5 protein-coding genes are annotated in these 13,103 nt (G+C 64.9%); 2 read left to right on the top strand and 3 right to left on the bottom strand.

Translation table 11 applies throughout. The features are described 5' to 3' along the window. Window positions 1-55 precede the first annotated feature (55 nt). From OH491_RS26370 to OH491_RS26360, 3 genes are read right to left on the bottom strand one after another with little or no spacing between them, the layout of a single operon-like run. Window positions 56-3,340 carry a methyltransferase domain-containing protein gene (locus OH491_RS26370; protein WP_068768293.1) on the bottom strand — a complete coding sequence of 1,095 codons (3,285 nt, stop codon included), beginning with the start codon at window positions 3,338-3,340 and terminating at the stop codon, window positions 56-58. A gap of 12 nt (window positions 3,341-3,352) precedes the next feature. After that, entirely contained in the window at window positions 3,353-5,497 is a 2,145-nt protein-coding gene (locus OH491_RS26365) for a tetratricopeptide repeat protein (protein ID WP_068768294.1), read from the bottom strand. Further along, on the bottom strand, window positions 5,458-6,702 hold the full coding sequence (locus OH491_RS26360; RefSeq protein WP_068768295.1) for a glycosyltransferase family 9 protein: 1,245 nt from the start codon (window positions 6,700-6,702) through the stop codon (window positions 5,458-5,460). Before OH491_RS26360 ends, OH491_RS26365 begins: the two co-directional genes overlap by 40 nt. Window positions 6,703-6,986: 284 nt before the next feature. Here OH491_RS26360 and OH491_RS26355 point away from each other — a divergent pair, with 284 nt between their 5' ends. Together OH491_RS26355 and OH491_RS26350 are read left to right on the top strand one after the other, a co-directional pair. After that, window positions 6,987-10,820, top strand: a complete 3,834-nt coding sequence (locus tag OH491_RS26355; RefSeq protein WP_068768296.1) for a translocation/assembly module TamB domain-containing protein — start codon at window positions 6,987-6,989, stop codon at window positions 10,818-10,820. Continuing rightward, entirely contained in the window at window positions 10,817-13,096 is a 2,280-nt protein-coding gene (locus OH491_RS26350) for a BamA/OMP85 family outer membrane protein (RefSeq protein WP_068768297.1), read from the top strand. Before OH491_RS26355 ends, OH491_RS26350 begins: the two co-directional genes overlap by 4 nt. The last annotated feature ends 7 nt before the right edge of the window (window positions 13,097-13,103 follow it).

The following is a 13,103-nucleotide window of genomic DNA, read 5'->3' as shown; positions in this document are numbered from 1 at the left end:
AGCTCGGCTCCATGCCACAGTCTTGCTGGAGCCTGACTATAATTCGGAAATGGTATTATTTCTTGACCGCCAGCACCTCAAAGCCGCCGCCGCGGAAGGAGAAGGGCCACTTGGCGGGCGGGAGGCGTCCGATGGTTTTTTCCAGCAGGTTGCCGAGCCGCGGGAGGATTTTTTTCAGGACGCCGAAGATGTAGGCGAGGTTCGTCGCCTTGCCGCGCGTGCGGGCGTAGATGACCTCGAAGCCGTTTTTCTTCAGCAGGGCCGAGAGCGTGGCCGGTGAGAAATAATACAAGTGCTCCTCGGGTTTGAGGTGCACCCAGCGCTCTTCCATGAGGTCGCGCCACAAACTGTCGAAGTTGGGCGTGTGCAGAAGGAAGACGCCGCCTTTCACGAGCACGCGGCGGACCTCGGCGATTTCGGAGACAGGGTCGCCGTAGTGCTCAATGACATCGTCCATCACGACCGCATTGAAGGAGTTGGCGGGGAAGGCGACCTCGCGCAGCGGTTTGTCGTGGACGGGCAGCTTGAGTTCGTCGCGCACGTGGACGAAGGCGTTGCTGGAGAGTTCGATGCCCTCGGGTTTCCAGCCGCGCTGCCGGGCCTCGGACAACAGGTAGCCAAACGCGCAGCCGACATCAAGCAGGCGGCCTTTTTTGGCGTGTTTTTCAATGGCGTCGAGTTGCGTGCGGAAGAAGCGTTGGTGGAGTTCCTTGTCCACCGTGTAATTGTTGTAGCCGGTGGTCGCGTCCTCGCCGCGCTGGAAGTAGGCGGCGTTGCGGTAGGTGGCCATGATGGCCTCCTGCGTGAGACGCGGGTTGACAAAGGCAAGGCCGCAGTTTTTGCAACGGACAATGTTGTAGGTCACGCCGGATTCGCCGGTTTTGCGATGCATGATTTCGTTATCCGCAGCGCCGCCGCCGCAGTCCGCACATGCGACATATTCCAAATCAATTGAGCGGGGTGGGACTGACGGCGTCGCTGTCAAAGGATTAAGGAGGGCGTTGGCGGCGCGCTTGAAGCAGGGAACCCAGAGGAACAAGCCGGAGAATAGGAGGCCGGCCAGCGTGAGTTTGGCGCCGAGGGCGAGGCCGCTGGGGACGTATTCGATGCGGATGCGGTGCACGCCGGGGGCAAGCGGGATGGCGCGGAGGGCGTGGTAGGCGGGGAGCAGCTCGTAACTGACCTGCACGCTATTGGAAAGCGTGGGATTCATCGGGTCGGGGAGCGAGCGGACGCGCCAGTCCTTGGAGTAGGCGTCGGTCATCACGAGGAAGGCGGAGAACTGGGTTTGCACTTCAAGCGTCCAGTGGTCGGTGGACATGTTGAGGAGGCGGATGCTGTATTGGCCGGCGCCGGGATCGGGGGCGAGGACGGGGTTTTCCTCGAGCAGGACTTCGTTTTTGGGGTTGAAGCCGGGTTTCGACATTTCGGCGAAGATCTCGTCGCGGCCTTTCAGGACGCGGTGGTTGGCGACGACGTAGAAGCGGGAGAGCGGATCCTGGAGGGGGACGACGCGGATGGTGTTGTTTTCGGGGACGAAGGCGAGGCGGCCGCGGAGCATGGCGAGCATGGCGGGGACGCGCCATTCCCATTTGGGGATGCTCTGGCTGGCGCGGTCGGGAGAGAGGCCGTTGGCGTAGTGGACGAACTCGGCATAGCGTTTGAGGACGAAGGGGTCGTAGCCCCAGACGCCCTCGGACTTGAGTTCGATGGCGGACTCGGGGTTAAGCATGTTAAGGGTGCGGTAGTCGCCGGGGTTTTTGGCGAGGAAGTCCTTGATGGCGGGATAACCAGCCTCGGCGGCGGGGAAGGAGGCGACGGACTGGCGGGCGACGAGGAGCACTTCAGCCAGCGCCACCGCGCCGACGGCCCAGGCGAGGCGCGTTTGTTTTTGCGCGGCCAGCAGGAGCGCGCCGGCGGCGATCAGCACGCCGCCGCCGAGGGCGAGGGACCAGCCGCCGGCGGCGGCGAGTTTCGCGCCGAAGTCGGGCGTTTCAAAAAATTTTGGGTTGAGGTAATACTCGCCGGACTTTTGGCCGAGCGCCGCGAGGTCGCGGGCGAGGTTTTCCCAAGTACCGCCGCCCATGAGCGAACCGGCGACAATCGCAACCGCGCCGAGGGCGAGCGCGCCGGCCCAGAGCCAGCGCGGGGCTTTTTTGCCGGCGAGCAACCCGTCGAATCCGCGCCCGGCGAGAAGCGCGAGGAACATGACGAGGAAGAAGATGAACTTCGAGGTGCCGCGGAACATGCTGAAGCCGGGCAGCACGCGGTAGAAAATTTCGTAGAGGGGAGTGCGCGCGCCGAGGGCGAGCAGGGTGATGATGGCGAAAAGGATGACGTAGGGCCAGCGACGGCGCTCGGCGGCGAGGCCGTTGAGCGCGAGCACGAGGCCGCCCGCGCCGAAGAACAGGCTCATTTCCCAGAGGTAACAGCGCCCCCAATAGGGTGCGTCGGTCATGTTGCCGAAAAACCACGGGGCGACGAGGGTGAGGATGTTTTCCGGAGGAAAGGCGAACATGGAGGCAAACTCGCGGCCGGCGCCGCCAGCGCGGACGGACTCGGAGGCGGCGGCGAGGCCGGGGAGAAATTGCGCGGCGGCGAGCGTCAGCGCCACCGGCCAGATGAGGACGAGGCCGAGGAGGGCGCGGGGTTTGCCGGCGACGGGGCGCAGGAAAATGAGCGAGTAGAGGCCGGCGACGATGGCGGTGTAATAGAAATACTGCGAGTGGCCGGAGTAGATTTGCAGCGCGGCGGAGCCGGCGGCGAGGAGTATCCAGCGGTAGTCGCGCTTCGCGAGCCAGCCGTCAATGCCCCAGAAAATGAACGGAATCCACGCCATGCTGGCCAGGTTGGACATGTGGCCGGCATAGGCGTGGAGCATGTAGGGCGCGCCGAACATCATGAGGGCGGCGGCAAGGAACGCGCCGGCGGGGCGGTGGCCGCGCAAGGTGGACCAGCCGTAGATGCCGAGGCCGAGCAGCCATTGGTGGCCGAAGACGAGGCAATTCATGGCGGTGGCGACGGGCATCCAGGCGACGAGCCAGTTGGGCGGGTAGAAGAGCGCGGACTGCATTTGCCCGAGGAAGGGCTGGCCGCCGTAGTTGTAGGGGTTCCAGAGAACGAGGTCGCCGTTGATGAAGCCGTCGAAGGCGAGCTTGTAGGTATAGATGTAGTAGGCGAAGGAGTCGGTGCCGGGCGCGGAAAGGACTTGCGAGGCGGAGACGAGATACTTGCCGAACATGCAGGCGGAAAGCAGGCCGAGCGCGAGGCACCAGAGGAGGTGGCGGCGCGAGAAGTCGCTGGCGGTGAGTTTGCGATAGATGGCGCGAAGGTTGGGCATGGTCGCGAAAAATTATTTGGTGTTGAGCGTCGAGGTGGTCTGCGGCCGGAAGATTTCCGGGATCTGGCTCATGTCCACGCCCGGCTGGGTGGGAATTTGCGCGGGCGAGCCGAGCACCGGGGCGATGGTGCCGGTCGTCTGCGCGGCGGCGGTGGCGCTGCTGAGCAAGGCGTCGAGGTTGCGTTTCGCGTCGGGCATGTTGGGGTTGAGCTTGAGGGCCAGTTCGAAGGCCTGGATCGCGGACTCGCGGCGGCCGGCCTGCGCGAGCGCCACCCCGTAGTTGCACTGCACGATGGGGTTGTTCGGGTTGTCCTTGAGGACTTTTTCATACACCGGCACGGCCTCGGCGCCCCGCCCGTTGTTGGCGAGGGCGTTGGCGTAGTTGATCATAAAGGCCGGCATGGGCATCGTCTCGGCGGCGATGCGGAAATAGTTGATGGCCTCGGCCACGCGCTTTTTCTGGAGCAGGAGCACGCCCATGTTGTTGTTGGTCTCGGCGAGGTCGGGACGCAGCCGGTTGGACTGGCTGATGTGATAAAAGGCGGCGTCGAACTTGCCGGTGTCGAGCATGACTTTCCCATAGCGGCTGTGCGCCTGCCACGCGTCGTTGTTGCCGCGCATGGTGTGCTGCCACATGGGGGCCTCGCCGGCAAAGATGCCGCAGTAGAGGTGCGCGGCGATGCACACGCGGACGGCGGCCAGCGTCACGGCGGCCAGCACCCACGGTTTCCAGTCGAGCATCGCCCGCTCATGGACCCAGGCCGCGCCCGCCACGGCCAAGCCAATGATGCCGATGACCGAGATATACACGAAGTGATCGGCCACCCACGTGATGCGCATGTAGGACATCGTCATGAAGCCCATCACGGGCACCAGGTTGATGAGGAAGAAGCCGAGGCCGAAGAGCAACGGACGCGTCCTGGTTTTGCGCCATTTCCAAAGGACGAGGAACACCGCGAGGAGCGCCGCCCACGGGATGAGCAACTGGTGCCACTCCGGCGGCGCCAGCTCCGTCCATTTCCCGTCCACCATGCCGAGCTTGCCGATTTCCCACTTGGGATAAATCGGCAGCAGGTCGAAGGGCCACGCGCATTTCCAAAGGTAAAACCAGATGGCCGCGCCCGCTATCGCCGCGCGAGAGAGAGGCCCGCCGACGGGGATGCCCTCCGCGCCGATGGCATTTTTGAGCTGGAAGTGAACCGTGACCACGGAAATCACGACGGACACGATGAAGAACGGCAGGCTTGTGAGCACCAGCCGCCACGCGTGCCGCCAGTCGCCGCCCTTCACCTGCCACCACAAAAGCCCGAGGGCCGGGGCCAGCGCCCCGGACAGCAGGCCGGCGACGACGTATTTCAGCCAGGGGATCGATTTGCCGCGCAATCCCGTCTCCAGCGCCAGCCCGCTGACAAACAGGAAGCCGAGCGCGCAGCCCATCGCGCCGATGAGCAGGATGTCGCGCGGACGCAGCTTGTCGTGTTTCCACCAGTCGTAGAGCAAAAGCAGGAACGGCAGCATCACGCCCGCGCTCTTGCACAACAGCGACGCGACAAAACAGCCGAGCGAAATACAATAATACCGCCACTTCCCGCCGTCGTCCCGCGCCTCGTCAAACTGGATATACGCGCACAACGCCGGCAGCATGAAGGCGAGCGCGATGGTGTTCTTTTGCTCGGACACCCAGCCGACCGACTCCATCAGGATGGGGTGGATCGCGAACAGCAGCCCGCCCACCCACGCCCAGCGGACGCGCAGCAGCGAAAACAGCCGCCACAACAACAGCGCGTTGAGCAGGTGGAACAACGTGTTCGCGACGTGGTAGCAGGTGTTGTTGTATTCCCAGAGGTGCCACTCGATCCAGAGGATGGTCGATTTCAGCGGCAGCCAGTCCGCCCCGGCGTTGCCGCTCCAGATGGCCTTCAGCCCGGCGAGACTGGTCAGCGCGCCGTTGGCGGTGATTTCCTGGTCGTCGTCCCAAAGCCAGGTGCCGTTGAAAGCGGGCGCGGCCACGAACAGCCCCGCGAGGAGGATGATCGCGACGCGCAGCATGCGCTGTTCGTCCCGCCACCACGGGCGGCGGTCGGGCAGAGGCGGGGGCGGGTTGGAATCCGGCTCGATCAGCCCGGTTGCGTGGTTCTCTGTCGGTAGACTTGGCATACGGTTTCGAAAACTTGGTTGACGGTGATGGCCTTCATGCACGCGGCGTCGCGGCAGGCGGTCTGGCGGTTGTTCCAGGCGTTGATGCACGGCGAGCAGGCGAGGCCGGCCCAGATGTTGTGGTTGCGCGGGCTGAGCGTGCCGAAGAGCAGCGGCGTCTCGGGTCCGAACAAAACCACCACGTCCACCGGGGTGAGCGCGGCGAAATGAGCGGGGCCGCTGTCGTTGGTCACGAGGATTTCCGCGAACCCGTAAACGATGAGCAGTTGCCGCAGCGTCGTGCGGCCGGCCAGGCAGAAGCAGCGCGGCGAGCCGACCTGGCGCACCAGTCCCTCGACCTTGACCGCCTCGGAGGGGCCGCCGGTGAAGCCGATGCAGGCGTCGGGAAAAGTTTCCAGCAGCAGCTTCGCGAGTTCGACGTAGTTTTGCTGCTCCCATTTGCGCAGGGGCATGAGGTCGCTGGCGTTGGCGTTAAGCAGGATCAGGCGCCGCGCCGCGCCGCCTTTCAACTCGTCCAGCATTTTTTCGACCACCGCGCGCTCTTCCCCGGCCGGCTCAAACATCGGCAGGGCGATGCGGGCGGGCGGCGCGTAATTGAAGGTTGGCAGCTTCTCCGGCGGCACGTCGAGCGCGTTGACCAGCGTGAGAAAAATCTTCGAGGCGTGGATGTGCGCGTTGTAGAGCACACGATGCGTGAACAAATCGCCGCGATACGGTCCCTCGCCGAAATAGCAATGGAAGCCCACGCGGATGCGCGTGCCCATCAGGTAGGAGATCACCGCCGACGAACGTGCGAGGAACTCCATGTCGATGCACGCGTCGATGCGCCGCCGCCGGATCTCGCGCAGGCGCGCGAGGCAGCTCGTCGCCATCGCCCAGGCCGAGCGCGTGCGGATCGTGAGCACGTTTTCCGGGGGGATGAGGTCCATCACATCGAGGATGAACCGGTTTTCCTCGAACATGAGAAAATACACATTTTCACGACCCACGCGCTCCGCCGCCTGTTTTATCATTTCGCCGGCCAGCACGGTCGAGCCCTGCTCGGCGAGTTTCAGGAAAATGATGCTGCGCGGCGGCGTCTTCCTGTCCGGCCGCGAGAACAACTCGACCAGCCGGCGCCACCACGTCACCGCCGCGCAAATCACGGGGAAAAAATGCGCGTCAATCCAAAGCAGCAGAAGGGTCTTGGAGCTGGTGCTGGTCATCAAAGTGGCTGGTTTTCAAGAAAACAGGCGCAAACAGCGCACAGTTTCCAAGTAAAAAGACAATGATGAAAAAACTCGCGCCGCGAATACATCGGGCGGTGTGTTTTATCGCATCATGACAAAAAGCCGCCCGCATACGGTTCGGCCCTTGGCGCCGGATGCGGTTTTTACTCCCGTGATGGCTCTGCCGAGCAATAGTTTTCCGTCTGACAAAAATCATTTGCCCGCTGCCGTCATAATCCCGACATTTCCCGCGCATCCAGCCGACGTCACCAACCCGCAATATGCGCCGACTACGCCGAATTCTGCTCGTCCTCGCCCTCCTCCTGGTTGGCGCCGCGCTGCTTTCGCCCTGGTGGATTTCCATTCCCGTGCGCCATATTCTGGCGAGGCAGGGTGTCACTTTCGATCGCTACGAGCGTCCCAGCCTCGCCCGGATGGTTCTCACCGACGTCCGTTTCGCCCGCCCCGAAGCGGGGGAATTCACCGCCGCCCGCATCGAGGCCGACATGCCGCTGCTCTTTCTGTTGCGCCACCAGTTTTCCCAGCCCGGTCCCGTCCGGATCGAAACTTGGCGCTACACCCAGCCCTCCTCCACCGGCGACGGCGCATCCGACGACTGGATACAGCTTCGCGCCCGTCTGGGCGAAATCCGCGCCACGCTCGCGGAATGGCTTCCGTCCCTGCAAGCGTCCGATGGCAAAATCACATGGCCAACGGATACGGACGGCGATATCCGCCTCCCCTCCGTCTCCTATCGGGCCGACGCCGCTTCCACGCGTATCGAGGCCAAGTCCCTGGCCGGCCGCGGCCATACCGCCGATGTCACCCTCGCCTGGCACACCGAGGCCGATTTCCTCACGCTCGACCTCACCGCCAATTCCGAAAAATTCCTGCGCTTTCTCCAGGAACACAACGCAATCGCGCCTTCCGCTTCGCCATCCGACGCGGCGCTGCGCCTCTCCCTCGTTTCCACTGGCGCCGACCTCGCCGCCCGCTTCCATTTTCTCAATCAAACCGCCGCGCTCGACGCCCGTTTCGGTCCCGGCACCTGGCTTCCTGTCACGGCCACCCTCGACATCCCCGCGGTCGCCCTTCCCGCCTCGGTGATCCAACTCGCTCCCGACTACGCCCGCGTTGATGCCGTCGCCCGTGCGGACTGGCGTGACAACCGCTTCACCGCCATGCTCGATGCCCGCGGCATTCCCGCGGACGCACCGTCCTCCCCGGCCTCCCCCTCCACCGTGGCGACTTCCGTGCCACCGCTCACGCTCGCCCTCCGCGCCAGCGGCGACACCGCGCAGCTTTCCATCGACCAGCTCGATCTTTTGCTCCCCGGCACCAGCGCGCACCTCGATGCGCCCATTGTCATCGGCCGCGACCGGCGCCTCCGCTCCGGGGCCTCGCGCTTCACCCTTGAGTCCGATTTTTCCCGCCTGCCCTGGCTCGACGCCACCGGACAACTGGCCGGCAAAATCACCCTCGAAGCGCCCGACGACGCGCTCGACAAACTTCCCCGCATCCAAGCCCGCCTGCAGGCCGCCGATCTCCACTTCCGCACCCTCGACGATATCACCGTCACCCGTGCCGACCTCGACCTCGCCCAACAAGGTTCGCTCACCCGCATCACCCGCGCCGAACTCACCCTTTCAGACGGTAACACGGTCCGTCTCGACGGCGGCTACGACCACGCCGCCCGCGCCTTCGCCAACCTCAACATCCGCGCCACCATCATCCCGGCCGCGCTCGCCCGCTTTTTCCCCGCCGGTGCCGGCGCGCCGCCCGACTTCGAAAGCGCCACGCTGGAGGCGACCCTCGACGGCCCGCTCAAAAATCCAGACCATCGGGGCTCGCTCGCCGTCTCCAGCCTTCGCCGCGCTCCGCTCAAACCGCTCAATCTTCACGCCACGTGGACCGGACGCGGCTTCCTGGCCGACACCGATCTCGACATTCGCGCCGCCGACACCGAAATCCACGTCTCCGCGAAGCTCGCTTCCACGCATATCGAACTCACCCGGCTCACCTACCATCACGCCGCCGTTGAACGCCTCCGCCTGACCGCTCCCGCCCGCATCGCATGGGAACCGGCCCTCGGCATCGATAACCTTGCCCTGTCCGCGCCCGGTGAAAACGCTTCATCGCGACTCGCCCTCCACCTTGCCCTCGGCGGCGCTCCCGGCTTTTCCCTCTCCGCCGCCGATCTCGACTCCACTTGGTTCACCGACCTCATCGACCTCGGCCCGGCGCGCCTGCGACTCGCCAACGCCGACCTTGCTGGCAACTGGCAGCAGGACGGCCCGCTCGCCGCGACCATCAAGGCACTCGCCAGCATCGAATTTCCCGGCGACCGCGCCACCGCGTTTCCAGCCGCCACCGTCAGCATCGACGCGAAAACTGCGCCCGACCGCATTGACATTGCTGATTTCACCCTGAGCGAAAACGGCATCCCCGTCGCCACCGCCACCGGCCGCGTCCCCCTCGTCATCCATCCCCGGCAAACCCCGGCGTGGCGCTTCGATCCCGCGGCCCCCTTCGAGATCGACGCCCGCACCGCGCCCGCCGGCCATTTCTGGCAAAACCTCTCCTCCGCCATCGGCATCACCCTTGAAAATCCGTCCCTCCACGCCCGAATCTCCGGCTCATGGCAGGCGCCAGCCTCCGCCGTGGATATTTCCATCGACCGGCTTGAGTTCGATCCTGCCCGCTGGCCGGCAAACAACCTCCCTCCTGTCACCGGACTCGCCGCCAATCTTTCCGCATCCGCCGACGCGATTCATCTCGACGCCCTCGCCATCCGCCTGGCCGGCCAGCCGCTCCGGGCCAGCGGGCGCATCCTCGCGCCCAAGGATGGCTGGCAAACCCTCTCCCACGCCCGTCTGGCCGATTTTCTAAAACTGCCGCGGGAACTCCACGTCGAGCTTCCCGACACCGATGTCGCCGCGCTCGCCCCCTATTCCTCGGACCTCCTCATCCCCCGCGGTCACCTCAACGCCTCCCTGCACCTCCTGCCCGACGGCTCGCTCGACGGCACGCTCCACCTCCACGACGGAGCATTGCGCCCGGTGGGTCCGCTCGGGGCCATCCGCGACATTCAAATCGAATCGCGCCTCGCCGGCCGGCGCATCGAAATCACCCGGGCCACCGCCCTCGTCGGCGGTGAAACAGTCGCCCTCACCGGCTCCGCCACCCTCCGTCCCGACGCCCTGCCCGCGCTCGACCTTGCCTTTCGCGGGAAAAACATCCCCTTCGTCCGCCGCTCCGGTTTCCTCATGCGCGGCGACATCGATCTGCGCGCCCGCACGGACGGCGACATCACCCGGCTCACCGGGGACATCACGCTTCGCGATTCCCTTTTTCTGGCCGATATCCGCGCCCTCTGGCCCGACACGCCGGGCGGCGGCCCTGCGTCGCGCCCGCCGTTTTTTTCCATCGATGCGCCGCCCTTCGATGATTGGCGCCTCGACATAAATGTCCGCGGCGACCGCTTCCTCCGTCTTCGCACCACCCTCGCCACCGGCCGCCTCTCGGCCAATTTCCAGCTTGGCGGCACCCTCGGCGAGCCGCGCTCCATCGGCGAGCTCACCATGTCCGAAGGCCGCGTCCTTTTTCCCTTTGCCAACTTTTCCGTCGGCACCGGGCGGGTCCGCATCACCCAGGCCAACCCCTTCACGCCCAACCTCGACTTCCGCGCCACCACCAGCACGCTGGGCCACGATCTCACCATGTCGCTCACCGGCGCGCCCGGCGACCCGCGCCTGGCTTTTTCCTCCAGCCCCCCGCTCTCGTCCGCCGAAATCCTTCTCCTCGTCATGACCGGCCAGTCCCCCGACGACGGCTTCGCCTACACCGACCAGCAACGCGCGGTCCGCCTCGGCACCTACCTCGGCCAGGGCATCCTCGAACAGCTCCTCGGCCTCGACATGGGCGAGGAACGCCTCTCGCTCACCAGCGGCGACAAAGTCACGCAGCAAGGCCGCGAAACCTACAAACTTGAGTATAAGATCGACAAACGCTGGAGCGCCGTGGGCGAATACGACGAATTTGACGACTACAACATCGGCTTCAAATGGCGCTTTTATCAAAGCAAGCCCCCCGAGGAGAAAAAAAGCGCGCCATGATCTCCCCGCGAAACCACGCCGCAAGCCCCATTGGAAAAAATGGTCGTTGGCAGGACGGCCTCCGTGCCGTCCGTTTCGGGGCGGCCGGACGGCACGGAGTCCGTCCCTCCTTCCGCATTTCCCGCTTCGCTTTTTTTTTCCTCGCGCTCCTCTTCGTGCTTTCGCCCGCGCTCCCCGGCGAGCCCGCCGCGCCGCCGCCGCGCGCCCGCATCTCCGTCCGCGGCGCCGGCTGGTGGGGCAACATCCAGCAAGTCCGCACCATCAACCAAGTCCTCGATGCACACCGCGGTCCGACCGTGAACGCCAACGAAATCGAGGACATCGCCTTTCTTCTCCTCTCCTACTTCGTGGATGACGGTTATCTTCGTCCCAAGCTGGACATCCGGGTCACCGCCCCCGACGGCGCCAAGGATTCTTATTCCTGTGACGAGACCTTCGACCTCGACCTGCCCCGCGACCTTCTCGCCGCCGAAGTCCGCTTCGAGATCACCCGGGGCCGGCGCTACCACCTGAAACACCTTTCCTTCACCGGCCTCACCGCCCTGCCGGAATCTGACGCCCGCGCGCTCTTTCTCCCGACCACCGCCTGGGTCGGCTTTTCCCCGCCCTATTCCGTCAATACCTTCAAGCATTCCATCTCCGCCCTCCTCGATGAGCTCCGCCAGCGCGGCCACGCCCAGGCCGCCATCGACGCCTCGGGCCTCCTCATCGACCACTCAACCGGTCATGTCACCGCCGAAATCAAGATCACCCCCGGCCCGATCTGGAAAGTCCGCAGCATCACCATCAACGATCCCCAGACCGCCATTGATACCGCCGAACTCCAAAAACTCGCCGGCCGCCCCTGGTCGCAATGGTGGCAACAGGACCTGTCCGAACAGACCCGCCAGATCTATTTCCGCCACGGTTATCCCGACATCCAGCTCCGATTGGAACACACCTCCGGCGCCATAACTGGGAGCGCGGGCATGTCAAGCATGTCGCTTCGCTCGGAACCTGCCCGCGAATCCTCCTCCGCCGGCGATGCCGTCCCCGTTTCCGTCACCCTGCATGTCACCCCCGGTCCCCAGGTGCGCATCGGCAAAATCTCCCTTGTCGGCGACCGCCACACCCGCGCCGCCACCGTCCGGCGCCGCATCCGCCCCCGCGAAGGCGACCTGCTCAATCCCGTCCTGCTCGAAAACGCCCGCTACCGTATCGCCCAACTCGGCGTCTTCGACGAGGTAAACCTCGCCACCGCGCCCGAGGGCGCTTCCGTGCGCGATGTCACCTTCGCCGTCAAGGAAGCCCCCCGCCACCAGGCCAGCCTCCTCCTCGGCTGGGGCAGCTACGAGGAACTCCGCGGCGGCATCGAACTCCGCTCCAACAACCTCATCGGTATCGCCGACCAGACCCGGCTCCAGTTCGTGCAATCCATGAAAAGCACCAGCGGCGACCTCAACCTCACGCTGCCCGAACACCTCATCCGCTCTGTCAGCACCGCCATCCGCCTCTACGGGCTCCATCGCGAGGAAGTTGCCTTCGACCGCGAGGAATACGGCGCCGCCATCACCTTCCGCCGCTTCTTCGGCCGCTCCAGATACGACACCAGCATCGGCTATTCTTACGAATATCTCCTCAACAAAAACAGCACCGTCGAAACCTACACCGGCCAAGACGACCGCTCCCTTGCCGCCAGCATCAAACTCAGCGTCGGCCGCGACCGCCGCGACAATCCCCTGCTCCCCCGCCGCGGCTGGCACTGGCTCATTCAATCCGAAACCGCCAGCCAGACCCTCGGCGGCGACGCCAATTACCAAAAATACCGCTTCACCGCCAGCTACCACACCACCTGGAAACGCATCCGCTGGATACACGCCGGCATCGACTTCGGCCTCATCGAGCCCATCGCGGGCGACACGCCCGCCGCCCTCCCCCTCAACAAACTCTACTTCCCCGGCGGCCAGAGCAGCATTCGCGGCTATCAGGAAGGCGAAGCCGCCCCCTATGCGCCAGACGGCGCCAGTTACCTCGGCGCAAATATATACGCGCTGATGAACCTCGAACTCGAGCAAGCCCTCACGGAAAACTGGTCGGCCGTGCTCTTCTACGATCTCCTCACCGACAAGGCGAAGCTGGCCGCGGACCCCGGCTACGAATGGCTCCACAGCCTGGGCATCGGCATCCGCTACCGCACCATCCTCGGCCCGCTCCGTCTCGAATACGGGCGCAACCTCAATCCCCGCCCCAACGACCCCAAAGGCACCTTGCATCTTTCGATAGGATTCCCGTTCTAGAGTCATT

This window comes from Termitidicoccus mucosus, assembly GCF_038725785.1.
GTDB lineage: Bacteria > Verrucomicrobiota > Verrucomicrobiia > Opitutales > Opitutaceae > Termitidicoccus > Termitidicoccus mucosus.
Note: the sequence above shows the minus strand (reverse complement) of the source record. Positions and strands in the feature narration are given on the sequence as shown.

Excerpts from the sequence above, each read along its gene's own strand:
- OH491_RS26370 (WP_068768293.1), bottom strand. The coding sequence starts at position 3,340 with ATGCCCAACCTTCGCGCCATCTATCGCAAACTCACCGCCAGCGACTTC.
- OH491_RS26365 (WP_068768294.1), bottom strand. The coding sequence starts at position 5,497 with ATGCCAAGTCTACCGACAGAGAACCACGCAACCGGGCTGATCGAGCCG.
- OH491_RS26360 (WP_068768295.1), bottom strand. The coding sequence starts at position 6,702 with ATGACCAGCACCAGCTCCAAGACCCTTCTGCTGCTTTGGATTGACGCG.
- OH491_RS26355 (WP_068768296.1), top strand. The coding sequence starts at position 6,987 with ATGCGCCGACTACGCCGAATTCTGCTCGTCCTCGCCCTCCTCCTGGTT.
- OH491_RS26350 (WP_068768297.1), top strand. The coding sequence starts at position 10,817 with ATGATCTCCCCGCGAAACCACGCCGCAAGCCCCATTGGAAAAAATGGT.